This is a genomic window from Kitasatospora azatica KCTC 9699 (assembly GCF_000744785.1).
In the GTDB taxonomy this organism is placed as follows: domain Bacteria; phylum Actinomycetota; class Actinomycetes; order Streptomycetales; family Streptomycetaceae; genus Kitasatospora; species Kitasatospora azatica.
This window is the reverse complement of record NZ_JQMO01000003.1, coordinates 4,179,133-4,205,555: the sequence shown is the minus strand read 5'-3', so window position 1 is coordinate 4,205,555 and position 26,423 is coordinate 4,179,133. Positions and strand designations below refer to the sequence as shown.

The 26,423-nt window shown below is 71.1% G+C and carries 20 protein-coding genes and 1 tRNA gene; 6 read left to right on the top strand and 15 right to left on the bottom strand.

From position 1 onward, the window contains the following. Position 1: 1 nt before the first annotated feature. The 6 genes from BR98_RS29335 to BR98_RS29310 form a co-directional block, all read right to left on the bottom strand. Positions 2-409, bottom strand: a complete 408-nt coding sequence (locus BR98_RS29335) for a ribonuclease domain-containing protein (RefSeq protein ID WP_035854282.1) — start codon at positions 407-409, stop codon at positions 2-4. 213 nt (positions 410-622) lie between these two features. Then, the gene (gene ppdK, locus BR98_RS29330) at positions 623-3,331 is read right to left on the bottom strand and encodes a pyruvate, phosphate dikinase (RefSeq protein WP_035849390.1); all 2,709 of its coding nucleotides are present in this window, start codon (positions 3,329-3,331) and stop codon (positions 623-625) included. A 564-nt stretch (positions 3,332-3,895) separates the two neighbouring features. Beyond that, complete coding sequence (gene dusB / locus BR98_RS29325; RefSeq protein WP_035849388.1) at positions 3,896-5,056, bottom strand: tRNA dihydrouridine synthase DusB; 1,161 nt, start codon at positions 5,054-5,056, stop codon at positions 3,896-3,898. Between the two features lie 68 nt (positions 5,057-5,124). Continuing rightward, entirely contained in the window at positions 5,125-5,913 is a 789-nt protein-coding gene (locus tag BR98_RS29320; RefSeq protein ID WP_035849386.1) for a DUF4097 family beta strand repeat-containing protein, read from the bottom strand. 2 nt (positions 5,914-5,915) lie between these two features. Beyond that, a complete protein-coding gene (locus tag BR98_RS29315) occupies positions 5,916-6,560 on the bottom strand; it encodes a response regulator transcription factor (RefSeq protein WP_035849384.1) in 645 nt (214 codons plus the stop codon). After that, positions 6,548-7,837, bottom strand: coding sequence for a sensor histidine kinase (locus tag BR98_RS29310; protein ID WP_232247659.1), 1,290 nt, complete (start codon positions 7,835-7,837; stop codon positions 6,548-6,550). The genes BR98_RS29315 and BR98_RS29310 overlap by 13 nt, the downstream gene beginning before the upstream one ends. 171 nt (positions 7,838-8,008) lie before the next feature. Between BR98_RS29310 and BR98_RS29305 the strand changes: the two genes are divergently transcribed. Both BR98_RS29305 and BR98_RS29300 read left to right on the top strand, forming a co-directional pair. After that, the gene (locus BR98_RS29305; RefSeq protein ID WP_035849377.1) at positions 8,009-8,410 is read left to right on the top strand and encodes a hypothetical protein; all 402 of its coding nucleotides are present in this window, start codon (positions 8,009-8,011) and stop codon (positions 8,408-8,410) included. Positions 8,411-8,415: 5 nt separating this feature from the next. Then, positions 8,416-8,802, top strand: a complete 387-nt coding sequence (locus BR98_RS29300; RefSeq protein WP_051970343.1) for a hypothetical protein — start codon at positions 8,416-8,418, stop codon at positions 8,800-8,802. An 81-nt stretch (positions 8,803-8,883) separates the two neighbouring features. On the opposite strand, the gene BR98_RS29295 is transcribed toward BR98_RS29300, so the two are convergent. Together BR98_RS29295 and BR98_RS29290 are read right to left on the bottom strand one after the other, a co-directional pair. Next, positions 8,884-9,162, bottom strand: a complete 279-nt coding sequence (locus tag BR98_RS29295) for a hypothetical protein (protein WP_035849364.1) — start codon at positions 9,160-9,162, stop codon at positions 8,884-8,886. Position 9,163: 1 nt separating this feature from the next. Next, on the bottom strand, positions 9,164-16,000 hold the full coding sequence (locus BR98_RS29290) for an RHS repeat-associated core domain-containing protein (RefSeq protein WP_051970337.1): 6,837 nt from the start codon (positions 15,998-16,000) through the stop codon (positions 9,164-9,166). Positions 16,001-16,427: 427 nt separating this feature from the next. On the opposite strand from BR98_RS29290, the gene BR98_RS36710 reads away from it, so the two are divergent. Together BR98_RS36710 and BR98_RS29280 are read left to right on the top strand one after the other, a co-directional pair. Then, positions 16,428-18,383, top strand: coding sequence for an alkaline phosphatase family protein (locus BR98_RS36710; RefSeq protein WP_051970334.1), 1,956 nt, complete (start codon positions 16,428-16,430; stop codon positions 18,381-18,383). 27 nt (positions 18,384-18,410) lie between these two features. After that, entirely contained in the window at positions 18,411-19,247 is an 837-nt protein-coding gene (locus BR98_RS29280; RefSeq protein ID WP_035849362.1) for a hypothetical protein, read from the top strand. 140 nt (positions 19,248-19,387) lie between these two features. Here BR98_RS29280 and BR98_RS29275 read toward each other — a convergent pair. From BR98_RS29275 to BR98_RS29250, 6 genes are all read right to left on the bottom strand, one after another. Next, positions 19,388-19,461, bottom strand: a tRNA-Met gene (locus BR98_RS29275). Positions 19,462-19,566: 105 nt separating this feature from the next. Further along, positions 19,567-19,974, bottom strand: coding sequence for a protease inhibitor I42 family protein (locus BR98_RS29270; RefSeq protein ID WP_035849359.1), 408 nt, complete (start codon positions 19,972-19,974; stop codon positions 19,567-19,569). Continuing rightward, a complete protein-coding gene (locus BR98_RS29265) occupies positions 19,971-20,354 on the bottom strand; it encodes a hypothetical protein (protein WP_035849356.1) in 384 nt (127 codons plus the stop codon). The genes BR98_RS29270 and BR98_RS29265 overlap by 4 nt, the downstream gene beginning before the upstream one ends. A 7-nt stretch (positions 20,355-20,361) precedes the next feature. Further along, on the bottom strand, positions 20,362-21,927 hold the full coding sequence (locus BR98_RS29260; protein ID WP_051970332.1) for a hypothetical protein: 1,566 nt from the start codon (positions 21,925-21,927) through the stop codon (positions 20,362-20,364). Then, a complete protein-coding gene (locus BR98_RS29255; RefSeq protein WP_035849353.1) occupies positions 21,927-22,256 on the bottom strand; it encodes a WXG100 family type VII secretion target in 330 nt (109 codons plus the stop codon). The genes BR98_RS29260 and BR98_RS29255 overlap by 1 nt, the downstream gene beginning before the upstream one ends. Positions 22,257-22,338: 82 nt before the next feature. Then, positions 22,339-23,379 carry an asparaginase gene (locus BR98_RS29250; protein ID WP_083977112.1) on the bottom strand — a complete coding sequence of 347 codons (1,041 nt, stop codon included), beginning with the start codon at positions 23,377-23,379 and terminating at the stop codon, positions 22,339-22,341. A 120-nt stretch (positions 23,380-23,499) separates the two neighbouring features. On the opposite strand from BR98_RS29250, the gene BR98_RS29245 reads away from it, so the two are divergent. Beyond that, on the top strand, positions 23,500-23,955 hold the full coding sequence (locus BR98_RS29245) for an Lrp/AsnC family transcriptional regulator (RefSeq protein ID WP_035849350.1): 456 nt from the start codon (positions 23,500-23,502) through the stop codon (positions 23,953-23,955). A 49-nt stretch (positions 23,956-24,004) separates the two neighbouring features. Here the strand turns inward: BR98_RS29245 and BR98_RS29240 are convergent, their stop codons facing one another. Further along, on the bottom strand, positions 24,005-24,844 hold the full coding sequence (locus BR98_RS29240; protein ID WP_035854274.1) for a helix-turn-helix transcriptional regulator: 840 nt from the start codon (positions 24,842-24,844) through the stop codon (positions 24,005-24,007). Positions 24,845-24,945: 101 nt separating this feature from the next. Between BR98_RS29240 and BR98_RS29235 the strand changes: the two genes are divergently transcribed. Then, positions 24,946-26,400, top strand: coding sequence for an MFS transporter (locus BR98_RS29235; RefSeq protein ID WP_083977110.1), 1,455 nt, complete (start codon positions 24,946-24,948; stop codon positions 26,398-26,400). Positions 26,401-26,423 lie beyond the last annotated feature (23 nt).

Genomic DNA, 26,423 nt, shown 5'->3' with positions numbered 1-26,423 from the left:
GTCAGCAGGCGAGGTCGATCCGCTGGAAGGTGGCGTAGTGGTCGCCGGTCCAGTACTCCTCGCCCACCGTGCCGGTGACGACCCGTCGGGTCCCGCGGTCGCCGCTGCCCGGGGTGACCACCGTGTACTCGTGGTAGTAGCCGCTGGTGTGCTTTGGCAGCCGCCCCTCGCGGTTCTCGAAGACCACGCCGTCGGTGCGGTAGGGGTACGGTCCGCCCTTGGCGATCAGCGCGATGGTGTCCCTGGCCTGGCTGGGCAGTTTGCTCTGGCAGACCCCGGCTCCGGAGGCGGGCGCGTGGGCGGCGGCGGTGGTGGCGGGCTTGTGCCGCCCCATCGCGTACACGCCGGCCGCGGCGACGGCGCAGAGCAGCACGGCGGCGACGGCGATCAGGCGAAGGCGAGTGGTCATGGCTTCCAGCTTGCCGGTGGTGCGCTGTCCGATGATCAGCGGGGTACTGCCCCTCACTCAAACGGAGCAGTCCGTTCCTGGTCGGCGACCCCCAAGCGTGCAGCCGGGGCGGGACCGGACGCCATTGTCCGTTCCCGCCCCGGCTACGTACGACCGGCGGTTCTCCTGCGCCGAGCACCGCCGGACGCCCCTCCCCGTTGGAGGGGGAAGCGGTCAGCGAGAATCGCTGCCCGCAGTCTCGATGGCGGCCCGACCGGCCTCCAGTCGCGCCACCGGGATCCGGAACGGCGAGCAGGAGACGTAGTCCAGGCCGGCCTCGTGGAAGAAGTGCACCGAGTCCGGGTCACCGCCGTGCTCGCCGCAGACGCCGAGCTTCAGGTCGGGGCGGGTCTTGCGGCCCTCCTTGACGGCGTGCTTGACCAGCGCGCCGACGCCGTCCCGGTCGATCGTCTCGAACGGGGAGACCCCGAAGATGCCCTTCTCCAGGTACGCCGTGAAGAACGAGGCCTCCACGTCGTCGCGGGAGAAGCCCCACACGGTCTGGGTGAGGTCGTTGGTGCCGAAGGAGAAGAACTCGGCCGCCTCGGCGATCTGACCGGCCGTGACGGCCGCCCGCGGAAGTTCGATCATGGTACCGAGCTTGATGTCCAGCTGGACGCCGGTCGAAACGGCGACCTCGGCGAGCACCCGCTCGCACTCCTCGCGGACGAACTCGAGCTCCTGCACGGTGCCGACCAGCGGGATCATCACCTCGGGGCGCGGGTCCCCGCCGGCCAGCCGGCGCTCGGCGGCGGCCTCCGCGATCGCCCGCACCTGCATGCCGAACAGGCCGGGGATGACCAGGCCGAGGCGGACGCCGCGCAGACCCAGCATCGGGTTCTGCTCGTGCAGCTTGTGCACCGCCTGGAGCAGCCGCAGGTCGTTCTCGTTCGGGTCCTTGCGGGCCTCGGCGAGCGCGACCCGCACCGACAGCTCGGTGATGTCGGGCAGGAACTCGTGCAGCGGCGGGTCCAGCAGTCGGACCGTCACCGGCAGGCCGTCCATCGACTGGAAGAGCTCGACGAAGTCGGCCTTCTGCAGCGGCAGCAGGGTGGACAGCGCCTGCTCGCGGTCCTTGTCGTTGTCCGCCAGGATCAGGTGCTCGACCTCCTTGCGGCGCTCCTCACCGAGGAACATGTGCTCGGTGCGGCACAGGCCGATGCCCTGGGCGCCGTAGCGGCGGGCGCGGTTCGCGTCGTCCGCGTTGTCGGCGTTGGCCCGCACCGCGAGGCGGCGCTTGCCGTCGGCGTGCGACATCAGGCGGTGCACGGCCTGCACCAGTCCGCCCTGGACGTCGGCGCCGGCGTGCAGGGTGCCCTCGAAGTACTCCACCACCGGGGACGGGAGCACCGGGACCTCGCCGAGGTAGACCTTGCCGGAGGCGCCGTCGATCGAGACCACGTCGCCCTCCTCGATGACCAGGCCGTCGGCGGTGGTCATCTTGCGGCGCTTGGTGTCGACCTCGAGCTCCTCGGCGCCGCAGACACAGGTCTTGCCCATGCCGCGGGCCACCACGGCGGCGTGCGAGGTCTTGCCGCCGCGCGAGGTGAGGATGCCCTCGGCGGCGATCATGCCGTCCAGGTCGTCCGGGTTGGTCTCGCGGCGGACCAGGATGACCTTCTCGCCGGAGCGGGACCACTTGACGGCGGTGTAGGAGTCGAAGACCACCTTGCCGATCGCGGCGCCGGGCGAGGCGGCCAGGCCCCAGGCGACCTGCTTGGAGGTGGCCTCGGGGGCGAACCGCGGGAACATCAGCTGGGCGAGCTGGCCGCCGGTCACCCGCTGCAGCGCCTCGTCCAGGTCGATCAGGCCCTGGTCGACCAGCTGGACGGCGATCCGGAAGGCGGCCGCGGCGGTGCGCTTGCCGATCCGGGTCTGCAGCATCCACAGCTTGCCGCGCTCGATGGTGAACTCGATGTCGCACAGGTCGCGGTAGTGCAGCTCGAGCTTGTGCATGATCGCCATCAGCTCGTCGTACGACTTCTTGTCCAGCTGCTCCAGGTCGGCCAGCTGGAGGGTGTTGCGGATGCCCGCCACCACGTCCTCGCCCTGGGCGTTGGAGAGGTAGTCGCCGTAGACGCCGACCGCGCCGGTGGAGGGGTCGCGGGTGAAGGCGACGCCGGTGCCGGAGTCCTCGCCGAGGTTGCCGAAGACCATGGAGCAGACGTTGACCGCGGTCCCGAGGTCGTTCGGGATGCGCTCCTGGCGGCGGTAGAGCCGGGCCCGGTCGCCGTTCCAGGAGTGGAAGACGGCGTGGATCGCCAGGTCCATCTGCTCGCGCGGGTCCTGCGGGAAGGCCCGCCCGGTCTCGCGCAGCACGATGCCCTTGAAGGTCTCGACCAGTACCTGGAGGTCGGAAGCGTCCAGGTCCAGGTCGTTGGTGCTGCCCTTGGCGTGCTTGGCCTCGTCGAGCGCCTCCTCGAAGAGCTCGCCGTCCACGCCCAGCACGGTCTTGCCGAACATCTGGACCAGTCGGCGGTACGAGTCCCAGGCGAACCGCTCGTTGCCGGACTGGGCCACCAGGCCGAGCACCGAGGCGTCGGACAGGCCGATGTTGAGGACGGTGTCCATCATGCCGGGCATCGAGAACTTGGCGCCGGAGCGCACCGACACCAGCAGCGGGTTGTCGCTCTGGCCGAGCTTCTTGCCCATCTGCTGCTCGAGCCGGTCCAGGTGCTCGCTGACCTCCTGGTGCAGCGAGGCCGGCTCGGCGCCGGTCTCCAGGAAGACCTTGCAGGCCTCCGTGGTGAGGGTGAACCCCGGAGGAACCGGGAGGCCCAGGTTGGTCATCTCGGCGAGGTTCGCGCCCTTGCCGCCGAGAAGGTCCTTGAGGTCCTTGTTTCCTTCGGTGAAGGAGTAAACAAACTTCTGCGTCGCCGCCACGGGTCGGTCTCCTCGCACGGGGTTGCCCTGACGCCGGAGAACATACCCATTTCGAAGGCGGTTTTGCGCCGTCGATAGGCCGTCCGATCCTCGGAGCCTGGCGTGACCCCCGAGATCAAAAGCTTGTGAAGGCGTTCACCTCTGTTGCTGAAATCGTCCGGATGACGCTAGCGATCGTTCAAGTATTGAACGCAGCGATACGTGAAGATCACATCGATCGGACAGAGGGTAGTGGCGGGCGCGCCGCCATGTTTCCCCGGCTTGATTTCCTGCAGCCAAGGGGCCGGATCCACCCGGGCGCCCGTTCGGGAACCGATTTGGACACCTTGGCGATTTTGGCACCCCTGACGGGCCGTCACCCACGACCCCGTGTGGCCAGAGTCACGGACGCGGCTCGCTCATCGTACGTATCGGAACTCGTCAGTCCGTCGCTCAACGCGCCGAAATATGCGCGGTGCGTGATGATGATCTGCCGAAAGGGAGCCCTCTTGGCCAGATCGTCCAAGAGGGCTCGGCCGCAACGTCCCAACGCTGCGTCAGGTCAATTTCTACGTATCGTCCAGATCATCCGCCGGAGCTGTCCGATTCGGCCTCAACGCTCGGTACGGCGCAGTCATACGGATCGTCCAACCAGCCCTCCGGCAGGACCACCCGGCCGTTGCCGCTGGTGCGCCCGCGCGGGCCGTCCGCGCCGGCCGGCCAGCGCTGCTCCTGCTCCACCTCGGCCAGCAGCTCGCCGAGCTCGGCCAGCGAGCTCGCCATCGCCAGCTTGACCCGCAGCTGCGAGCCGACCGAGAAGCCCTTGGTGTACCAGGCCACGTGCTTGCGGAAGTCGACCACGCCGCGGTGCTCGTCGTTCATCCAGCGGCCCAGCAGCTCGGCGTGGCGCGACATGGTGGCCGCCACCTCGGCGAACCGCGGCCGGACCGGGTCGGTGACGCCCTCGAAGACCGCGACCAGGTCCTTGAAGAGCCACGGCCGGCCCAGGCAGCCGCGCCCGACCACCACACCGTCGCAGCCGGTCTCGCGCATCATCCGCACCGCGTCGGGGGCCGACCAGATGTCGCCGTTGCCCAGCACCGGGATGTCCGCCGGAACCGCCTCGCGCAGCCGGGCGATCGCCGACCAGTCGGCCTGGCCGCCGTAGTGCTGGGCGGCGGTGCGCCCGTGCAGCGCGATCGCGCTGACCCCCTCCTCGGCGCCGATCCGCCCGGCGTCCAGGAAGGTGAGGTGGTCGTCGTCGATGCCCTTGCGCATCTTCATGGTCACCGGCAGCCCACCGGCGCCCGCCACCGCCTCGCGCAGCAGCTCGCGCAGCAGGTTGCGCTTGTACGGCAGGGCCGAGCCGCCGCCCTTGCGGGTCACCTTGGGGACCGGGCAGCCGAAGTTGAGGTCGATGTGGTCGGCGAGGTCCTCCTCGGCGATCATCCGGGCCGCCTTGCCGACGGTGGCCGGGTCCACCCCGTACAGCTGGATCGAGCGCGGCTGCTCGCTCGGGTCGAACTGGATCAGCTGCATGGTCTTGGCGTTGCGCTCGACCAGCGCCCGGGTGGTGATCATCTCGGAGACGAACAGCCCCTTGCCGCCGGACTGCTCGCGGCACAGGGTGCGGAACGGGGCGTTGGTGATCCCCGCCATCGGCGCGAGCACCACCGGCGGCCAGACCTGCATCGGGCCGATCGACAGGGGCGCGAACTCGCCGGCAGGGGCGGGGGTGGTGGTCATGCGCGGCGGATCCTCACCGGTTGCGGAAGTGGACGGGACTCTCCATTGTCCCCCACCCGCGATCGGGGTCAGCCGCTCGTGTAGTCGAGGTCCACGCTGCCCGAGTCCGTGGTGACCGTGATCGAGCGCGGCGAGCCGGGGTCCTGCAGGGCCGGCGCCACGTGTCCGCTGCCGGAGCCGTAGCTGCTGACCAACCGGTAACGGGTGTCCGGCGGCAGCGCGGCCCGGACCGAGCCGGAGGTGGACACCATGGTCAGCGCGCGCGGCGGCGCGGTGAGGGCCAGGTCCACCGAGCCGGAGTCGACCTCGGCCTGGAGCTCCGGCGAGGCCAGACCCTCGCCGCTCAGCGAGCCACTGGTCAGGCGTGCCGCGACCCGGCCGGTGAGGTTCTTCAGCCGGATCGAGCCGGAGTCGGTGCTCAGGTTCAGATCCCCGCTGAGGCCCTCGGCGCTGAACGCCCCCGAGCTCGCCTTCAGGCTGACCGCCGTGGCCGGCGGGACCACCAGCCGGAACCCCGCCCCGCAGGCGGCCCCGCCGATCCAGGGGATCTTCGGGCAGCGGGCGGTGATCCGCAGCGTGCTGCCGACCACCCGCCGGGTGATCTGCGGGCGGCTGAGCGCCCAGCGCTCGGTCTGGCGCACCGTCAGCTCACCGTCGGTGCCGCCCACCACCTGGGCGGAGGCGCTGCCCAGGTCCAGTTCGACGGCTGTGATCCGCTCCGAGTAGGAGAAGGGACGTACATCGGCCTGTTCGGCGAGCGCGTTCCAGGCCTGCCCGGCGCCGTACACCATCACCAGGGCGCCGGTCAGCACCGCGATCGCGCGCCAGATCCGCAGCTCGCGGGTCGCCCGGGTCATCGTCACCCCTCCCCCAGGTAGCGCAGCACGGCGAGCACCCGGCGGTGGGTGGCGTCGGCGGTGGGCAGGTCCAGCTTGGTGAAGATGCTGTTGATGTGCTTGGCCACGGCGCTCTCGCTGACCACCAGCGACTCGGCGATGGCGTTGTTGGAGTGCCCCTGTGCCATCAGGCCGAGCACGTCCCGCTCGCGCGGCGTGAGCTTCTCCAGCGGATCGCGGTGCCGGCGCACCAGCAGCTGGGCGACCACCTCCGGGTCCAGCGCGGTGCCGCCGGCCGCGACCCGCTGCAGCGCCTCGACGAAGTCGTCCACATTGGCCACCCGCTCCTTGAGCAGGTACCCGACCCCGCTGGTGTTCGAGGCCAGCAGGTCGGCCGCGTACCGCTCCTCCACGTACTGGGAGAGCAGCAGCACCGCGACCTCGGGCCACTGGCGGCGGATCACCAGCGCGGCGCGCACCCCCTCGTCGGTGAAGCCCGGCGGCATCCGCACGTCCACCACCACGACCTGCGGCCGGTGCTCCTCGACGGCGACCAGCAGCGCGTCGGCGTCGCCGACGGCGGCGGCCACCTCGTAGCCCACCGCCTCCAGCACCTTGACCAGTCCGACCCGCAGCAGGACCGAGTCCTCGGCGATCACAGCTCGCACGGCAACTCCACAGTGATGTTGGTCGGGCCCCCGACGGGGCTGTCGATGGTCAAGGTGCCGTCCACCGAGGCGGCGCGCTTGCGCAGCCCCACCAGGCCGGTGCCCCGGGTGGGGTCGGCGCCGCCGATCCCGTCGTCGGTGATCTCTATTCGCAGCCGGCCCGCCAGCTGCTGGACCGTCAGGTCGACCCGGGAGGCGCGGGCGTGCTTGGCCACGTTGGCCAACGCCTCGGAGACCACGAAGTACGCCACCGCCTCGACGGTCGGCGACAGCCGCTGCGGCAGGTCGACCCGCAGCCGCACCGGCAGCGGTGCCCGGGCCGCGATCCCGGACAGCGCCGCGTCCAGGCCGCGGTCCTCCAGCACCACCGGGTGCAGGCCGCGGACCAGGTCGCGCAGCTCGGCGATGGCCGCCTGGGCCTCCTCGTGCGCGTCGATGATCACCTGCATCGCCTCCGGCGGTACGTTCTTCAGCGTCTTGCGGGCCAGCCCCAGGTTCATCGCCAGCGAGACCAGCCGCTGCTGGGCGCCGTCGTGCAGGTCGCGCTCTATTCGGCGCCGCTCGGCGTCGGCCGCGTCCACCACCCCGGCCCGGCTCTCCGCGAGGTCCTCGACCCGGCGTTCCAGCTCGCGGGCCCGGCTCGGCCCGAGCAGCGCGCGGGCCGCCCGCCGGTCCGTTCGGGCCACCCGCACCGCCAGCCAGGGCCCGGCCAGCAGCAACGCGATCCCGCCCGCCGTGACCAGCCCGGTGGCCAGGTACCGGTGCCCCGTCGGATGCGCCACGCTGCCGGGCGGCAGCAGCCAGCCCCAGCCGAAGACGGTGGCCATCACCGCGCCCGCCCCGCAGCCGACCAGCGCCAGCACCCCGCCCAGCGCCAAGGTCGGGCCGACCACCAGGTGGTAGCCGATCTGACGCCAGGTCGCCTCCGAGCGCACCGCCGCCAGCAGGCGCAGCGGCGCCGGCGTACCGGGCGGCGAGTCCGGCTGCCGCTCGGGGATGCCCAGGCCGCCGAGCACTCGGAAACGGGCCCGCTGCAGCGCGGTCAGGACGGTCAGGAAGACCAGCAACGGGACGAGGCTCGGGACGGCGAGCTTGCTGGCGTTGGTGGTGAGGGCGTAGAGCGGTATCAGGAACGGCACGCCCGCGCCCACCAGGAGGAGTTCCTGCAGGACGCCGGGCCGCCCCTGGTGCTGCTCCTCGTCGCCGGTCACCCAGGCCAGGACCGGGTGCGCGGCCCCACGACGGAGCCGCTCGCGCAGTCGGCTGGTCTTGATCACGTCGGACAGCTTAGGGGGAGGCCCACAGGCGGTCAGTGGCGCTGGGGCCCGGGTGGGGGTGTACCCAGCACCACCCCCAAGACGGCACCTCACGCCAGAGACGTCACCGGGCCCCGAACGGGAGGGTGGTGTACGTCGGAGAGCGGGTGCGGGACCGAAGGGGGAGACAGGATGGACGTGCTGATCGAGGGTCAGCCGGTGGTGGGCCGGCCGGTCCTGGGCCACTGGTCGGTGCGGGTGGCCGGCGGCACCGGCGGGCGCCCGGCGCTCGAGGTCTACCAGGACGGCGAGTTGATCGACGTGCTGGTCGCCACCACGCTGGGCGTCGGCGTCCTGCGCGGGGCCCGGCGCGGGAGCTGCGGCGGCTTCGCCTGGGGCCGGGTGGACGCGGACGGTTCGGTGCCCTCGGTCGCGTTCGCCACCGGCCGGCTGCGGCCCGGCTGGCAGCCGGCCGAGACCGTGCTGGTGCCCGGCGGCTTCTGGCTGGCCCGGGTGTCCGGACCGGCCCTGGCCGTGCTGGCCCGCCGGGCCGACGGCAACGTCGAGCGGCTGCGGCCGTCCCGGGTGGTGTGAGCACGATGCCGATCTCCTCCCGTCTCCCGCTGGTCCTGGCCGGCGCCGGCTTCGCGCTGCTGCCCTGGGTCGTGGTGCTGGCCCTGGTCCCCGGCTCGCTCGGCTGGATCGCCCTCGACCTCGCCGAGGCCGCCTGCCTGCTCGGCTCGGCCCTGCTGCTGCGCCGCGGCCACGCCGCGCGCCGCCCGCTCGCCGCCCTGGCCGCCCTGCTGCTGGTCGGCGACGCCTGGTGCGACGTCTCCACCGCCGGCTCCTCGCTGCTGGTGGCCGTGGCGATGGCCGTCTGCGCCGAACTCCCGCTCGCCGCCCTGTGCTCGGCGATCGCGCTGCGCGGACGGACGGTGCCGGCTGCCGCGCCGCGCCCGGAGCTGGCGCTGGCGCTGGCCGCCTGACGGTGCCTCGGCACCGCCGCGCACGGACGACGAAGGGCCCGGCACACTCTGCGTGTGCCGGGCCCCTCTGCTCGTCTCAGGTCAGCGGCGGCGCTTGGTCCGCAGCGACTGGTACTCGGTCATGCCCGCCACGAAGCGGCAGGCTCCGGTCTCCCGGTCGACGACCACCGGGTAGTTGCCGCCCAGCCCGATCCTGGGCTTGCGCGGGTCGGGGTCGGGCGCGACCGTGATGGCGAAGAGGTAGCAGCCCTCCAGCGCCACGCCCTTGGCCGGCGTGAGCCGGCAGCCGTACACCTCCCATTTGGGTACCTGCTCGCGGCAGAACGCCTCGGCGAGTGACTGAGCCTGTTGCTGATCCATGTCAGTAGTCTCCATGGGTCACCATCAGGTAGAAGCGGTCCCAGGTGCCGAGGTTCGCGTAGGACTCGGACTGGTAGTCCAGGAACTTGATCCGGCCGCCGTCGTTGACGACGTTGAAGAAGTGGCCGATCTCCGAGGCGTCGTTCTCGGCGAAGATGACGCCGCGGGCACCGTAGCCCAGCGCGGTCATCTGCTGCCGGATGTCCTTGACCCCCTCGGTGTAGTAGAACACTCGCCCGAAGTAGTTTTCCACGTCGGTGGTGTAGGTGATCCCGCTGTTCCAGGCCACCAGGGTGCCGCCGGCCATCCGGTTGTCGCCGGCAGCCGCGCAGGCGGCGCAGTTGTCGGTGTGCCCGCCGGGGTTGGCGCCGTCCAGGGTCGACTCGACACCGTCGCCGGTGACCCGAGGGTGGCCGGGCGAGGGATCGCCGTAGGCACCGCCGGTGCCGGGCTGGGGACCGTCGCCGCCAGGCTTGGCACCGCTTCCGGCCCCGGGCTTGCCGGTGCCGGCGCCGGGATCGGTGGGCTTGACCGTGGGCGGTGCGGGCGGCTCGACCTTGGGCGTCGTCGGGTGCGGCTTGTCGTCGGTGACCAGGCGCTTGACCCAGTTGATGATGCCGCCGGCCTCGTCGATCGCCTTGATCCCGCGGATCGCCTTGATGCCGGCGCTGGCCGCCTTGAACACGGTGACGCCGTCGGCGACCAGGCCCACCACGGTGCCGGTCCACTCACCCGCCTGGTAGGCGGTCGAGTTGGTGTCCATGTTGAACAGGTCGGCGAGCGGGTGCTCGTCGACGTGGCCGGTGTGGCCGAGGTGCGCCATCTGCAGGACGCCCAGCGGGTCGTCCAGGTTGCTGTTCCAGAAGTCGGCGAAGCCGTTCCAGCAGTCAGAGGCGGTGTTGACCCCCCACGCGTAGGGGACTCCGATCACCGAGTCGCCGACGCCGCCGATGAAAGTGCCGACCTCGTTGGCACCGCTGTGCACGGCGTCCGTGAAGTCGTCCCAGTCGTTGTACCAGGACAGGCCGGTGGGGTCGCTACCGGTGCTGGGGTTGTCGCCGGCGTAGGTGTAGCCGCCGATCTGGTTGGGATCGTCGGTCTCCAGCAGCGGGTCGGCGGTCAGGAACCGGCCCAGGGCCGGGTCGTAGTGGCGGGCGCCGAGCAGGTCGAGCCCGGTGGTCGGGTCGGTCGGCTGACCGAGGTAGCCGCTGTTGTCCGCCCAGGTGCCGGGGACGGTCCCACGGGGGTTGCCGTAGGGGTCGAAGGCGCGCCGGGTGACGGTCAGGGTCTTGGCATCGACCTGGAGCTGCGCGGTCCGCTGCCTGGTCGCCGGAAGGTAGTTCACCGTGCCGTTGCTGGACCGGCAGATGACCGTGCCGTCAGGGTTGGTGTAGTACCGCTGGCCGGTGACGGCGGTTCCGGTCAGGGTGAGCAGCTCGGCCCCGTTGAACAGGTAGAGCAGGGTGCTGCCCGGCCCGCGCTGGATCAGCAGGTTGCCGTTGGCGTCGTAGAGGTAGCTGGTCTGTTGCGCGGTGCCCGTGCCCACGGTGGTGGAGACGGACTTGGTGCGGCCCTCCTCGTCGTAGCTGAAGGTCTGGCTGCCGGCGCCGACACCGGTGGTGGCGCGGTCCTTGGTGTTGCCGGCCGCGTCGTAGTGCGGGGTCTGGACGCTGGTACCGGTCGGTCCGGTGGTGGTGACGGAGCTGACCGTGTTCGGCTGCGCGCCGCCGGTCGGGTAGCTGCTGGTCTGCGTGACGTCCTTGGCGGTGTTGCCGGTGACGTCGTGCTTGACCTGCTGCACCCGGTCACCGAGCAGGTTGTACTGCCAGCTCTGCCAGTAGGGGGCCGGACCGCCGATCTTCGCCGGGGCCGGGCTCGCCGAGTTGCAGTGCGCCAGTTGACCGGCCGTCGCGCTGGACTGGCCGGCGGTGTCGGTCCACGCCGTGGTCAGCCGCCTGAGGCCGTCGTACTGGAAGCACTGGGTGTCGAAGACCTGGTCGGTGCCGCCGGAGGACTGCAGCTCGCTCGTGCTGGTGAGGTTTCCCGAGGGGTCGTAGCCGTAGGTGGTGGCCGAGATCGGATTGGTCGTCGCCGTCTGCAGCGAGACCCGGTTGGTGGTCAGTCGCCCGGTGGCGTCGTCGTAGGTCTGCGCGGTGCGCAGCTGCTTGCCGAGCACCCCGTAGGTCGACTGCAGGACCCGGCCCAGCGGGCTGTACGACACCACGTCCAGGTACGGGGTGGTGTCCGAGCCGGTGGCGACCAGGCCGCCCTGCAGGTTGTAGCCGAAGCCGATGTCCTCTGAGGGCAGGCTGCCCTCGGTGCCGAAGATGTTGTCGGAGAGCAGCCCGGTGTTCGGCGTGTACTTGGCGCTCACCGTGTAGGTGCCCGCCAGCTGCTTCTCGGCCGCCGGGATGGTGACCGTCGAACCGGTGGGCTGGTAGGCGGCGGTGTAGCCGGCCACCGTCTGGGTGTAGGCGCTGCCGCCGGTGCTCGAGCCACCGACATAGCGGATGGCCGAGGTCGGGTATCCCTTGGCCAGCGTGTCGTAGGACCAGCCGGCGAGCTGCTTGGTCTGGTCCGTGGTGCTGGTGCCCGCGTACTCTCCGGTCTTGCGACCGAACAGGTCGTAGGTGAACGAGAGCACCTGGCCGCGGCCGTCCGTGACGGACGCGGTGTTGCCCAGCTGGTCGTAGCCGGTGAGCGTGCTGCCGGTGTCCGGGTCGGTCTGCGCGGTCTTGCGGCCCTGCAGATCGTAGGTGTACGTCCAGCTGTGGCCGGCGGTGTCCTTGATCGAGGCGGTCTGACCGGCCGGGGTGTAGGTGTAACTGGTCGTCACGTCACCGATGCCGGGACCGCCGTGCGCGACCTGCGCGGTGGTCTGCCCGAGGGCGTTGGTGAAGACCGAGGTCGGCGTGCCACCCGCCTGCGGGGTGCGGTCGACCTCGTCCGCGCCCGGGTAGGCGCTGGTCGCCGTCCAGAGCGGGGATGCCTTGGAGTACAGGGTCTGGCTGATGCCGCGACCCATGCCGTCGTAGCTGGTGACGGTCTCCGAGGGGACGGTGTTCTCCGCCTCGACGAAGAGCGTGCTGCCCGGCGCCGTGGTGGTGTCCACGAAGGCGGCGACGCTGCTGTGCAGCCAGCCGTGGCTGTCGTAGTGGGCGGAGGAGAGCAGCCGGCCCGCGCTGTTGTCGGCCGTGGTCGCCTGGGTCTGCCGCCGCTGCAGGAAACCGTCGTAGATGCTCACCGCGCTGCCGTACGAGTTGTCCTCGCGCAGCGACTGCGTGGTCACGCTGGACGGGTCCGGGTTGCTGCCGGCGCCGTGCACCGCGTAGCTGAACTGCTTGTCGGGCGACTGGGTGCCCTTGGTGCGCCCGGGCAGCCAGGTCTGGCTGACCCGGCCGAGCGCGTCGTAGGTGCTGTCGGTGACCCGGCCGTTGACGTCCACCGAGTGCGTCACCAGGTTGCGGGCCGGGGCGATCGTGCTGCTGGTGGTCCAGCCCAGCGGATTGCTGGTGGAGACCGAGGTGGGCAGCGTGCCGCTGGCCGGCAGGTAGCTGGTGGTGGTCGCCGAGCCGGCGGTGTCCACCGCCTTGGTGCTGCGGCCGTACTGGTCGTAGGTCGCGGCGCCGAGGGTCTGGAAGACCGGGTTCCCACCGCCGTCGTAGTTCTTCACCGACTGGCTGGCGGTGACCAGACCGAGCGTGGAACCGTTCGCGCCGATCTGGCCGAGCGTGCCCGGGTTGGTGACGGTGCCGTCGCCGTCGTAGAAGTACCGCTTGTCGCTGATCGTGGTGGTGGCGCTCGCCGCCGTGCCGCAGGCACCGGAGACCGCGACGGTCTCGCTCGGGTACAGCAGCATCATCGGGTTGGCCGCCGGAGCGGTCGCGTAGCTGGTGGTGGTGCAGGTCTCCTGGGACGGAACGCTGATGTCGCCCTTGTCGTCCTGCTGGTACAGGCGGCCCTGGCTGTCGTAGCTGGTGCTGCTGCTGGTGGTGCGCCAGCTGCCGTTGGCCAGCAGGCTCAGCTCACGCGCCGAGGTGGACTGGGTCCGACGGGCCGTCAGGTCCGGCAGCGTGGACAGGGTGGCCGGGGCCGGCGTCTTGGAGGTCCAGGCCGTGCGCGAGCTGGTGACCGTGGTGGTCGCGACCGGTGCGCCGGGGATCGACTTGGCGACGATGCTGCCGCCGGCCTGAGTGTAGGTGTCGGTCTCCTGCGGGGTGCCGCCCAGCCAGTTGCTGTCGGCGACGGTGACGCCGGTGGAGTCGGTCAGGCTGACCGAGCGCTTGCTTCCGTCGGCCTTGTAGTCCCCGTCCATACCTTGCAGGTAGTTGACGGTGGTCTGGGTGATCGGGTCCGGGGCGGCGCCCGTCGTGGTGGTGACGGTGCGGAAGCCGCGGAAGTCGTTCCAGGTGCGGTACTGGTCGTCCGTCAGCTCGTTGTCGTCGCGGTGCCAGGCCGCGCCACCGGAGTACGCGTACTTGGTGATCTTCGCCGGGGAGCCGGCCTTGGTGGCGTCGTTGTCCGAGACCTGGGAGACCAGGGTCTTCTGGAACCAGTCCGCGATCGGGTCCTTGGCACCCGGCGTGTTCCAGTAGACCTGGTAGCAGGCCATGGTGTCCGAGTCGGCCGAGGCGGGCATGGTGTTGTTCACCCGCGAGCACTCAGGCGCCCGGTAGGTCACCGCGATCGACTCACCGGTCTCGGTCTGGATGCTCGAGATCCGCGGGTGGAACAGCGGCGGCGCCGCCGGGGTCAGCCCGTCCACCCGGTTGTCGGTCTCGATACCGGTGAACGTGACCGGGTCCATGGTGATGGTGCCGCTGCCACCCGCCGAGGTGTCCTGGCCGGTGTGCTGGATCTGCGAGAGCCACATCACCGACTGCAGCGCACCGGCGTCCTTGGGGTCGACGGTGGCGCCGGTGACCGGGTCCATGGTGCCGCCGGCGTCCGAGAACAGGTGGGTCAGCGCCCAGGAGTCCACGTTCTGCCAGGAGTTGCCCACCTTGACCGAGGTGTTGATCGACTTCAGCCGGTAGGTCGACCAGAAGGACGGACCGGGGACCTGGCAGACGTTGCTGCCGGTGCCCGAGGTGGCCATCCCTGCGGTGCAGTTGAGGTCGTACGGGGTGTCCGGCCAGTTCGTCGCCGTCGAGCTCGACAGGTTGGAGTACTGGCAGGTGGTGTCGGAGACCACGCAGCGCTGCGCGGTGGTGAAGACCACCTTGGCGCCCGGGTCACGGCCGGCCTGCTCGTCGGCCAGCTTGTAGCCGTAGGAGATCTGGGTCAGGTAGCCGCCACGGGTGTAGGCGGTCATCGTGCCGCCGCCACCGGACTGGGCGACCTGGCCGTAGCCCATGTTGTAGTAGTTCGTCTCGTTCGCCCAGTCGTAGCGCTGCACGTTGCCGTGCACGTCGACCACGAAGTCGAGGTTGAAGCGGTAGCCCGGCTCGGCCGAGCACTGGGACTTGTCGCCCTTGCTGCTGTCGTAGCAGGGGTCGCCCGACTTCGGCATGTAGACCGGCGTGCCCCAGGCCGAGTTGGTCGCCGGGTCGGAGGTGGTGCCCGGGGAGTGGTTCAGACCCAGGTAGTACTGGGTGCCGTCGGTCGTGGTGACCTTGAAGTACTCACCGTTCCACAGGCCGTTCGACGCACCGGTCAGCAGCTCGACCTTGGTGCCGTCGTCGTTCTGCAGGTGGTACTGGCCGCTGCCGTCCCGCACCAGCTGACCGGTGTGCGAGCCCAGCGAGATGGTCGCGTTCCAGCCCGCCCAGCACTGGTCGCCCGAGTCCTTGATCCCGTCGTTGGAGCAGGACTTGTAGGAGCGCTCGACGAAGCCGGGGCTGTAGGACCAGCCGTCACCCAGCCAGGAGGACTGCGAGTTGCGGGCCGAGGTCTCGCCGTCCACCGACTGCGAGTCGTAGGACAGGCCGACTGCGGGAGCCGTGCCGCCGAGCGACGGCGGCACCGGGATCGCGTAGTTGTAGCTGAACGCGCCCGAGCCCGACTGGGACCAGGAACCGGACGCCGACAGCGAGGTGGTGCCGTAGTTGCCCTGCGAGCCGGACATGCCGGAGACGGCGGCCACGGCGGTGCCGGAGCTCGCGGTGCTCGCGGCGGTCACCGCGGCCTGCTGGGAGTTGACCAGTGCGGCCGGGACGACCTTGCCCTGGCCGGCCGGCAGCGAGGCCTTGACCGTCGCCGAGCCGGGCAGCGCGACCGTCGCGGTCAGCTTGTTCGAGGAGGTGTCGTTGGTGGTGGCCAACGGCTGCTGGGTGCGGCACTCGGCGAGCTGCGGAGTCGTCAGCGCACAGGCCGGCATCGCCACCAGGTGCAGGCGCGAGGCCCAACCACCGCCGTACGCCTGGGCGATGGCGGAGTAGTCGACGGAGACCGACACCTGTCCGTCGCCGCCGGAGCCGTCCGCCCGGGACAGGCCGAGCAGCAGACCGTCGACGTTGGCGGCCTGCGCCTTCTCGTGGTCGGCCGTCACCACCCGCACCGCGGCGGGCGCGCTGCTCGTGGCGCCGTCTGCGGCTGCGGCGTTGGCGGCCGGCTTGGTCGTGCCCGGCGCCGGCGTGATGGACACCGGGCCGGTGCCGGCGGAGCCGACGTCGACAGTCGCGGTGGACGCGCCCGGCCAGGCCGGAGCGGTCGACTTGTGCGGGTTCAGCGCCCGCGCGCCCTTGAGGCCCGGCCCGGCCGGCTTCGCCGTGCTACCGGCCGGGTGACCCTTGACCTTCGGCTGCGCCGGCAGCGGATCCGCCGCCCACACCTTGCCCTTGTAGCGGTATCCGCCGACCACCGAGTCGGCCTCGGCCAGCGGTGCGACGAGCGACATCGCCGCCACCGTAGCCACCAGCACTGTTGCGCGTCGGTACCGGGATCTTCCCCGGGTACCGGTAAACCAGAGCGGCAATGACCGCACTCTTCGCCCCCATGACGTTTTGTCAACAAGTCGTCAGACATCCGGCCGCACAAGAGGTGTGGCCGCCGGGCACGGTATTGCCGTCGAACAAATGAAGCAATGCGGCGGCACCGTGGCATCAGCTGTCACATCAGTCCCGTATGCCACAGCGTGGCCGCGCAGATCAGCCGAAGAGGACGATCAAGGCGCAAAACACCCACGCATGATCACGTCCAGTGACCGTCGCTTCATCAGATCGGGATCAACTTTTGCGAGATCTTCACTCGCGTCCAGTGCGCTCTTCAGGTGGTCCACCGAGCCGCGAAGGCACGCCGCCGGGTTTCGCCCGGAACCGGCTGATATGACCACGAACGTGAAGAAGAGAAGAAGTAGACGCCTCAGCGGGCCGGCCGCAGGACTGCTCAGCCTGGCCGCCCTGCTCCCCTGCACGGGCTGGACCACCCAGTTCGGGCCCACGGTCACCCTGGACTCACTGGCGCCGACCGAGCTGACGGCAGGTCAGAGCGCTCAGGCCACGGCCCGGGTGCACAGCGACGCGTGCTTCACGCCGAGCAGGTTCACCGTCGCCGTCCGGGACGCCGCGGGCAACAACCTCGACTTCCCCGGCGAGGCGACCACCCCGCAGATCTGCCCGTCCGGCTACACCTTCACCTCGGCGGCCGAGTCCTTCGCGCCCGGCACCTACCAGATCTTCCCGAGCTACCGGCTGGGCCGCCACTGGCACCCGCTGCCGGCCACCACCCTCACCGTCACCACACCGCCACCTCCGCCGACCACCACCGGCCCCGACCATGTGGTGGTGGCGGTCATGGAGAACCACGGGCTCGCCGAGATCACCGGCAACCCGGCCGCACCCTATGTCAACTCGCTCTTCTCCCAGGGGACTTCCTACACCAACGACACCGGGAAGAGCCACCCCTCGCTGCCCAACTACCTGGACCTCTACAGCGGCTCGACCCAGGGACAGGACGGCTCGGACACCTGCGTCTCCCTCGCGGCCGACAATCTGGGGACCCGCCTGGACGGCGCCGGGCTCTCCGTCGGCGGCTACCTCGAGGGCCTGCCCGCCGACCCGGACTACGCCTGCCGCCACAACCCGCTCGCCCAGTTCACCGACGCCGTGTCGCAGAACGCCCAGCACGACTTCACGGCCTGGCCGACCGACTTCGCCGCCCTGCCCAAGGTCAGCTACGTCGTGCCGAACCTCCAGAACGACTGGCACGACGGCACCGTCCAGCAGGGCGACAGCTGGCTCAAGGACCACCTGGACGGCTACGTCCAGTGGGCGAAGACGCACAACAGCGTGCTCGTCCTGACCACCGACGAGAACAGCTCCGACACCGACCTGACAGCGCCCGTGCCCCTGGTGGTGGTCGGCCAGCGGATCACCCCCGGGCTCGTCCAGTCGGGCCACGTCACCCATGACAGCGTGCTGCGGACCATCGAGGACTGGTACGGGCTGGCGCCGCTGGCGGACAGCGCCGCCGCGACCGCCCTGCCGGGGCTGCCCGCCTTCACCGGCGCCGCGCCGACCGCGCCGGACGCCGCGCCACCGGCCGGCTCACCGGTGTTCAGCGACACCTTCACCACCCCGGTCGCCGAGGGTGGCTTCTCAGGCTGCGACAGCGGCGACCGGAGCAGCATCCTGACCTCCCACTGCACCGGGCTGCCGGCCGCCGTGGACGGCAACTGGTGGGCCTACCCGGACGGCACGCCGGACACCACCCACAACGGCAGCTACACGCCGTCCAAGGTGCTCAGCATCGCCGACGGCGCGCTGCACCTGCGAATGCGCAACGAGAACGGCAGCAACCTGGTCGCCGCACCCCTGCCGAAGATCGCGGGCGGGAACGGACCCGGCGGCGGCCGCAGCTACGGCCGCTACGAGATCACCTGGCGGGCCGTCGACCCGACGCCCGGCTTCAAACTGGCCTGGCTGCTCTGGCCCGACAGCGGCAACTGGCCCACCGACGGGGAGATCGACTTCCCCGAAGGCAGCCTGAACAGCGAGATCACCGCAGCCGTGCACCACCAGAACGGCTCCTCCGGCAACGACCTCGACAGCTACTCCACCGGCGCAGCGGTGGCCAGCGGCTGGCACACCACGGTGGTCGACTGGCGGGCCGACCACTGCGACTTCCTCCTCGACGGGCAGCTGATCGGCCACTCCGACACGCTCGTCCCGAACACCCCGATGCACTGGGTGCTCCAGTCGGAGACGGCCACCGACGGCACCACCCCCGCCACCGGCGCGCAGGCGGACGTCTACGTCAGCAGCGTCAGAGTCTGGAACTGAGCGCTGTCCGACTCCTGCTCCGACTCGGTGCCCGGCGCCCGCCTCCACTGGCAGTTGGTGGCGGGCCCGGTGCTGCTCGCGCTCGCCTGGCCGGCCTACTGGACCGTCGCCGACCAGTACTCGGAGGACCTCTTCCTGCCGCTCTGGCTGGGCTACCTGATCACGGTCGACGGCCTGGTCCGGCTGCGCACCGGCACCTCCCTGCTGACCGGGCGGCCACGGCTCTTCCTGCTGCTCTTCCCGGTCTCCTGCGCCTTCTGGTTCTGCTACGAGCTGTACAACCACGTCCTGCAGAACTGGCACTACCAGGCCCACCAACGCCATCCACGGCTGCTCTGGGACCTCGTCCAGGGCGTGCTGATCACCACCGTGATCCCGGTCCTGTGGGAGACCCGTGACTTCTTCCGCTCCTTCCCCCGGCTGGCGGGCCTTCGCGGCGTCCGGCTGCCGCTGACCGACCGCGGACCGCGGATCGTCGCCGCGGCCGGCCTGCTCTCGCTCACGGTGCCGCTGCTCCTCCCCCGGCAGACCTATCCGCTGCTCTGGTGCGGATTCGTCCTGCTGCTGGACCCGGTCAACCTGTGGACCGGCCGCCCGAGTCTGCTCGGGCAACTGGCCCACGGGCGGTGGGGCGAGCTCGTGGTGCTCTCCCTGGCCGGGCTGACCAGCGGATTCTTCTGGGAGATGTGGAACGGCGGCTCGGCCGGCTACCGCTGGGTCTACGACACCCCGTACGTCAACTCCTGGCCGCACCTGTTCGAGATGCCGCTGCCCGGATACCTCGGCTACCCGCCACTCGCTTTCTCGGCCTACGCGGTGACGGTCCTGCTCCTCCCCACCGCGGCCGACCCGGCCCTGGCCTAGCTCACCTCTTCGGCACCTGGACCGCCGTCACGAGCTGCTGCTGGTTCAGCGGGTAGTGAGGGCAGGGGCACAGCAACAAGAGCCGTGCGGGGACACGACGAGGGGCCCGGCGCACAGTGTGCGCCGGGCCCCTCGGTCAGTAGCGGGGACAGGATTTGAACCTGCGACCTCTGGGTTATGAGCCCAGCGAGCTACCGAGCTGCTCCACCCCGCGTCGGTAAACCTGACCGTACGCTATCCGGAGCCCGGAACGAAATCGCCGCCCCGCCCCGCCCACCTCACACCACCTCGGCCGGCTCCCGCAGGCGGCTCGGCTGCGCTAGCCGACGACCACTCGGTAGGTGTTGTGCGAGTGGTAGGTCTGCTTCAGGGCGCCCGTGCAGCTGAGGCAGTTCTCCAGGACCACTTCGGTGGTGCCCTTGGCCGCCGCCTTGAAGACCAGGTACACCTCGCCGCCGTCGCCCACCTGGCCGCCGGCGGGCTTGATCCGGTCGGTGCCGACCACGCCGAGTACGGCGGGGTCGGGGCGGGGGTCGACCACCTGCCAGTCGTCGCTGCCGGGGACCACGGCGAGCTTCTGGTGCAGGGAGAAGGTCTGGCCGGGCTTGACGTCGATGGTCGAGGTGCCGAAGGCGAAGACCTGGCCGTGGTTCATCCCGCCGCTCTCCACCTGGCAGCCCGTCAGCAGTAGGGCAGCGGTGGCGAACAGGCCGAGCGAGCGCCTCACGAGCCGCTCCCTCGGCGCAGTTCGAGGATGGCTGCGACCGCGTCCAGCCACCGGGCGGCGAGCGCGTCGCCGGTCGGGTCGGTGGTGACCATCGCGGCCGCGTCCAGCCACTGTCGGGCCAGCGCGGTGGCGGCCGGCGTGGGCAGTGGCTCCGGCAGGCCGGTCGCGTAGCGGACGCCGCCCGCGCGGACCACCTCCGCGAGGAAGGTGAGCGAGCGCGGCTGGACCTCCTGGCGGTCCGCCAGGAGTGCGGCCGCCACCGCGCCCTCGCCGAAGAGGGCGCGGCGGTGCGGTCCGTCCGCCCCGAGGCCGAAGCGGAGCAGCACGGGGACGTCGAGCTCGGCGAGCTCGGCGTCGGTCTTCGAAACCGGGGTCGTCATCGGTGCCTCACTGCGGGAGCCGGATGCTGTCGACGTTGCGCATGTCGGGGTACTGGCCGGAGAGCGCGACGTTCATGTGGCCGTTCACGAAGTCGTCCTCGCTGACCCAGGTGGTGTAGCCCCAGGGGTTGTAGATCTCCAGCTTGTCACCGCTGTGCCCGATGATCATCATCTGGTGTGCGTCGCCGCCACCACTGATCGAGATGGGCACCGGACGGCCCTGGTCGACCGCGTTCTCCACCGGGCCGAGCGCGTCGCGACGGTTGCCGTCGTTGTTCATGTCGACGTTCTGGTACTTGGAGCCGGTCGCGCCGCCGATCTCCTTGTTGGCCTCGTCGTTGGAGGCGTCGTTGCTCATGCCGTCGTAGCCGACCACCGGCCAGTCGGCGTAGAAGTCGCGGCCGTCGTCGTAGACCCGGTTCTGCTCGTCCAGCAGGCGCTTGGAGAAGGCCTGCGGATTGTCGTACTGCGGGTCGCCGGGGTGGCCGCCGGTGGTGATCTGCAGCGAGTACATCGGGTCGACCATGGCGCGGGCCATCACGGTCGAGGAGGCCACGCAGGTGGGGTGCTGACCCTGGGTCCAGGAAGCGCCCTGGTAGGAGATGTCCGTCTGGTTGCCGTTCTGACCGGTGGCGGTGGAGGTCGAGTCCAGCCGGATCGGCGTCAGCCGGTCGGCCAGCCAGGCCGGGTCGTCGCCGTGGTCGTGGATCAGCTGGTCGAAGGAGGCGACCTCGTTGACGTTGTGCCCGGCGGCCAGCGTCTTGAGCAGGTAGGCCCGTTCCTGCGGCGACTTGGCGCCGGCCAGCAGGGCGTCGAACCGGGCCCGGTCCTGCGGGCTCATCTTGTCCATGGCCTGGCCGGCCCGGGTGGCGTCGTTGGCGGTGATGATGTCGTTGTAGTCGCCCGGGGCGGCGGCGTCGGCGAGCACCAGCTTGTCGGCGGCGGACAGGTCGCCGCCCTTGATCTTGCCGGCCACCGCCTCGGCGGCCAGCTTGTTGAGCGTCTCGGTGAAGGTGTGCCCGGCGGTCTCGGCCTGCTGGGCGGCGTCCAGCATGTGCCCGATGCCCTCCTTGGCGGCGGCCTCGGCCTGGTGCATCTTGTCGTCGTCCCAGTTCACCGGGTCCGGCCCACCCCACAGGGTGATGTCGTCCAGCAGCTGGTAGGCGTGGTTGAGCGGGCCGGGCCCCTGGGTGTGCAGGGCCTGGGCGGCGGTCAGCGCGTCGGCGAGGACGGAGAAGGCGTTGCCGGCCGTGGCGAACGCGTCCTGGGTCCGGTTGAGGTCGTCGCCGGCCGCCTTGATCACCTCGGCGGCCTTCTCGCCCGCCGTACCGGTCCAGCCGGCCGGGAGTTGGGCGGTGGCGACGCCGTTGACCCGGCCCTGGACGTCCCAGACCGTGCCGCCGGCGCTGGTGTAGGCGCGGCCCAGGTTGTGCAGCGCCTCGGGCGAGCCCTTGGGGCCGGGCAGGCCGCGGGCCTCGTCGACGGCGTCCTTGAGGTCGCCGGCGCCCCACATGCCGTACGAGGAGTTGATGGTGTTGCTGAGCGACTCGATCTGCTCGCGTTGAGTGGCCATCAGAACTCCCTCCCCCGGCGGAAGCCGGCCGCCACCTTGCCGTCGTTGACCTGGTAGGCCGCCGCGCTCTGCCGGACCTTGTCGGCCAGGTCCGCCAACGCGTCGTGGTCCACCTGGAGTTCGTCCTGCCAGGCCGGGATGAAGGCCTGTGCCGCCGCCACCGCGCCGTAGTCGCCGTAGTTGTCGGCGGTGTAGCCCGCCGGGTTGGCGAGCGTGCCCGAGACGGTCGCCAGATCGTCCGCCGCCTGCTGCAGCGTGTTCGCGGCAGCGGTCAACGTCTCCTGGTTCACGGTGAATCCGGTGCCCGGACCGGCCTGCTCGTCGCCCACGTGTCCCCCTCCTAGGCTTGTCACCCGTTGTGGACGCGCAGCCTAGCGGGGCGGTTCCGCCCGGCGAGCAGCGGATCGGGAATCAGTTGTGCAGCAGCTCCGCTGACGGGCTCTCGTCCAGCAGCGAGCGCAGCACCGCCGCCCGCTGCTCGCCGGTCTGCTCACCACGCTGCGCACCGCCCTGCTCGTCTCGCGGCGCGGCCAGCAGGGTGCTCAGCACGGCGATCCGGGCCTGGCCCGCGCGCAGCGTGCCGGTCGGGACGGCGCCGGCCGCGACCAGGTCGACCGCGCCGCCGTGGGTGTAGATCTCGGCGACCGGGCCGGCCGCCACCCGGGTGGTGAGGGCGACCAGCACGCCACGGGCGCGGGCAGCGGCCACGGCCGCGACGATCTCCGGGGTGGCGTTGCCCGCGCCGGTGGCGACCAGCACGATGCCCTGGGCGCCGGCCGCCACCGAGGCGTTGAACAGCACCGGGTCACCGTCGGAGTGGTGCATCACCAGGTCGACCCGCGGCGCGCTGCCGGGCAGTTCGGGCAGCGGCAGGGCGGCCGGGCGCTGCGGCAGGCGCAGCACGCTGACCCGGCCGAAGCCGACGTCGCCGATCCGGTGGCCGGACGGGTCGGCGAAGGCGTCGGCGGCCAGCGTCTGGGTCTTCACGGTGCCGCGGGCGGCGTGCACCTTGCCGTCGAAGACCACCAGCACGCCGAGGTCGCGCACGCTCGCGGCGGTGACCAGGGCGTCGTGCAGGTTGCCGGGTCCGTCGCCGTCCGCCGCGTCCAGCGGGAGCTGGGCGCCGGTGAAGACCACCGGGCGGGGGTCGTCGTGGTGGAGGTCGACCAGGAAGGCGGTCTCCTCCAGGGTGTCGGTGCCGTGGGTGACCACGATGCCGTCCACGCCGGGGTCGGCGAGCACCTCGTGCACGGTGCGCAGCAGGGTGAGCTGGTGGGCGGTGGTCAGCCGCGGGCTGTTGACACTGAAGAGGTCGACCACCTCGAGGGTGACGCCGTCCGGCACGTCGGCCGTGTCCATGACCTCGTGGCCGCGGGCCTCGGCGGCGAAGCCCGCACCCTGCCAGCGGCTGGCTATCGTGCCGCCGGTGCTGATGACGACGATCCGCGCCATGGCCCGTCACCTCGTTCGATACTCGTACTGATTTTCCTCCGCAATGATAGGAAACTCGGCGAGCAATGCGATCGCCAGTTCTGCCTCCGATCAATGAGGAATGGGGTGGATAATCGCGCCATGGACAGGATTGATCGCGATATCTTGCGCGAGCTCCAGCACGACGGCCGGCTGAGCAACCAGGACCTGGCCCAGCGGGTCGGCCTCACCCCCTCCCCGTGCATGCGCCGGGTGCGGCAGCTGGAGCAGGACGGGGTGATCGAGGGCTACCGCGCGATCATCAATCCGGAGGCGGTCGGGCGCGGTTTCGAGGTGCTGGTCTCGATCGAGGTCAAGCGCGACCGGGCGGCCGTGGAGGCCTTCGAGGCGGCGCTGCAGGACATCCCCGACGTGGTCGAGGCCTACCGCCTGTTCGGCAGCCCCGGCTGCCTGCTGCGGATCGCGGTCGCCGACCTGCAGGCCTACGAGCGGCTCTGGATCGAGCGGCTGACCACGCTGTCGGGCGTCACCGAGGTCAACTCGCAGATCATCATGAAGCGGGTGAAGGCACCGCGCGGGCTACCGGTGGACGGCTGAGCCGGCCGAGGCGGTCTGGGGCTGCTGGGTCGGCTGAGGGCACTCGGCCCTAGAGTCGCGCGAGCTCCTCGATCCGGGCCGCGGTCTCCTCGTCCGCCGGCGTGTACACCACCACGCGGGTGCCGTGCCGCAGGCCGAGCCACAGGTAGGTGAAGTCCATCCGCAGCACGCCGACCTCGGGGTGGAGGAAGCCCTTGCTGCCGTTCTCCCGGGCCCCGACGTCGTGCCGCTGCCAGGCCTCCTCGAAGTCGGGCGAGGCCTGCCGCAGCCGGGCGAGCATCGCCTTCCAGGCGGGGTCGGCGACGTGGTCGGCCATCGCCGCCCGGAACCGGGCCACCCCTTGGGCGCGGGCGCCCTCCAGGTCGAGCCAACGGGCCTGGTAGTCCCGGTCGGTGAAGATCAGCCAGATCATGTTCCGCTCCTCGAAGGGGAGCAGGTCCAGATCGCCGAACATCTTGGTGTAGCTGTCGTTGTACGCCAGGACGTCGTAACGGCTGTTGAGCACGCAGGCGGGCAGCGGGGAGAGCTGGTCGAGGATCACCCGGACGGTCGGGGTGACCGCCAGGCAGTCCGTGGTCGGCGACGGGTCGCCCGCGCCGGCCAGCGTGTAGAGGTGCGCGCGCTCGTTGGGGTCGAGCAGCAGCGCCCGGGAGACCGCCTCCAGTACCTGGCCGGAGACCTGGATGTCCCGTCCCTGCTCCAGCCACGTGTACCAGGTGACCCCGACCGCGGCGAGCTGCGCGACCTCCTCGCGGCGCAGCCCTGGGGTGCGGCGCCGGCCGGTGCTGGGCAGGCCGACCTGCTCCGGGGTGATCCGCTCCCGGCGACTGCGCAGGAAGTCGGCGAGCTCCTGGCGCCGGGTCTGGTCGGACGTACTCGTGGCGTGCATGATCCCAGCATGCGCCACCCGCGAGGCGGGTGCCAGGTACTCCTTATAACAGGATAAGCAGACTCTGGTACCAGGGTATCGAGAGCCGGATCGTAGTACTCGTGACTCAGCAACTGGAACGCCCACCGGCTCGCCCCACCCGCTCACCACACCCGGCCGCCACCACCACCGCGCACCGCACCCTCACGGTCGCCGGCCTGGTCACCGTCCTGCTCGGCGCCTTCCTGCCGATGCTGGACTTCTTCATCGTCAACGTGGCCCTGCCGACCATCGACCAGGACCTCGCCGCCGGACCGGCCGTGCTGGAACTGGTCGCCGCCGGCTACGGCATCGCCTTCGCCGTCCTGCTGGTGCTCGGCGGACGCCTCGGCGACAGCCTGGGCCGCCGCCGGCTGTTCATCGCCGGCGCCGCCGCCTTCGCCCTCACCTCGCTGGCCTGCGGTGTCGCACCCACCGCCTGGACCCTGGTGGCCGCCCGGGTCGCCCAGGGCGCCTCGGCCGCACTGCTGATCCCGCAGGTGCTGGCCACCATCACCGCCGCCACCAGCGGCCCGCAGCGCGCCCGCGCGCTGAGCGTCTACGGCGCGGTCGGTGGCATCAGCGTGGTGATCGGCCAGGTGCTCGGCGGGATGCTGGTCCAGGCCGACCTGTTCGGCACCGGCTGGCGCGCCGTCTTCCTGGTCAACGTCCCGTTCGCGCTGCTCACCGCCGTGCTGGCGCTGCGCTACGTGCCGGAGAGCCGCTCCGAGCAGCCGAGCCGGGTGGACCTGCCGGGCACCCTGCTGCTGACCGTCGCGCTGCTGTCGCTGTTCGTTCCGCTGATGGAGGGCCGCGCGGTCGGCTGGCCGCTGTGGACCTGGCTCTCGCTGGCCGTCTTCCCGTTCGCCGCCTGGGCGTTCGTCGCGGTCGAGCGCCGGGCGGAGGCCGCCGGACGGCTGCCGCTGGTCCCGCTCTCGCTGCTGCGGATCCCCGAGATGCGCCGCGGCCTGGGCATCGCGCTCCCCTACTTCGGCAACTTCGGCGCCTTCATGTTCGTGCTGGCGATCGCCCTGCAGCAGGGCCTGCGGCTGAGCCCGGTCGCCTCCGGCTGGGCACTGGTCCCGCTGGCCGTCGGCTACTTCACCTCCTCGCTGGCCGGCCCGCGACTGATCGGGCGCTACGGCAGCCGGGTGATCACCGCCGGGTCGCTGATCCAGCCGGTCGGGATGCTGGTCCTGATCGCCACGGTCCTGACGGACTATCAAGGCCTGGGCGTGCTCACCCTGTTGCCCGGCATGGCGCTGATCGGTCTGGGCAACGGCCTGATCGGCACGCCGCTGTTCCGGGTGGTGCTGGCCAAGGTGCCGCTGGAGCGGGCCGGCGTCGGCAGCGGGGTCCTGGCCACCACCCAACAGTCCAGCCTGGCCCTGGGCGTGGCCACCTTCGGGACCCTGTTCCTGTCGCTGATCCCGTCGTTGGGGATGGCGCACGCCCTGGCCGTGGTGCTCGGCAGTCAACTGGTCGGCGCCACGGTGATCGCCTGGCTCTCCACCCGACTGCCGCGCTCGATGGGCTGAGAAAAGCCGTCGCCACCTGTCAG

Coding starts and splice junctions, on each gene's coding strand:
- dusB (WP_035849388.1), bottom strand. CDS start 5,056: ATGACCACCACCCCCGCCCCTGCCGGCGAGTTCGCGCCCCTGTCGATC.
- BR98_RS29245 (WP_035849350.1), top strand. CDS start 23,500: ATGGACAGGATTGATCGCGATATCTTGCGCGAGCTCCAGCACGACGGC.
- BR98_RS29295 (WP_035849364.1), bottom strand. CDS start 9,162: ATGGATCAGCAACAGGCTCAGTCACTCGCCGAGGCGTTCTGCCGCGAG.
- BR98_RS29250 (WP_083977112.1), bottom strand. CDS start 23,379: ATGGCGCGGATCGTCGTCATCAGCACCGGCGGCACGATAGCCAGCCGC.
- BR98_RS29290 (WP_051970337.1), bottom strand. CDS start 16,000: ATGTCGCTCGTCGCACCGCTGGCCGAGGCCGACTCGGTGGTCGGCGGA.
- BR98_RS29320 (WP_035849386.1), bottom strand. CDS start 5,913: ATGACCCGGGCGACCCGCGAGCTGCGGATCTGGCGCGCGATCGCGGTG.
- BR98_RS29260 (WP_051970332.1), bottom strand. CDS start 21,927: ATGGCCACTCAACGCGAGCAGATCGAGTCGCTCAGCAACACCATCAAC.
- BR98_RS29265 (WP_035849356.1), bottom strand. CDS start 20,354: ATGACGACCCCGGTTTCGAAGACCGACGCCGAGCTCGCCGAGCTCGAC.
- BR98_RS36710 (WP_051970334.1), top strand. CDS start 16,428: ATGACCACGAACGTGAAGAAGAGAAGAAGTAGACGCCTCAGCGGGCCG.
- BR98_RS29305 (WP_035849377.1), top strand. CDS start 8,009: ATGGACGTGCTGATCGAGGGTCAGCCGGTGGTGGGCCGGCCGGTCCTG.
- BR98_RS29240 (WP_035854274.1), bottom strand. CDS start 24,844: ATGCACGCCACGAGTACGTCCGACCAGACCCGGCGCCAGGAGCTCGCC.
- BR98_RS29300 (WP_051970343.1), top strand. CDS start 8,416: ATGCCGATCTCCTCCCGTCTCCCGCTGGTCCTGGCCGGCGCCGGCTTC.
- BR98_RS29335 (WP_035854282.1), bottom strand. CDS start 409: ATGACCACTCGCCTTCGCCTGATCGCCGTCGCCGCCGTGCTGCTCTGC.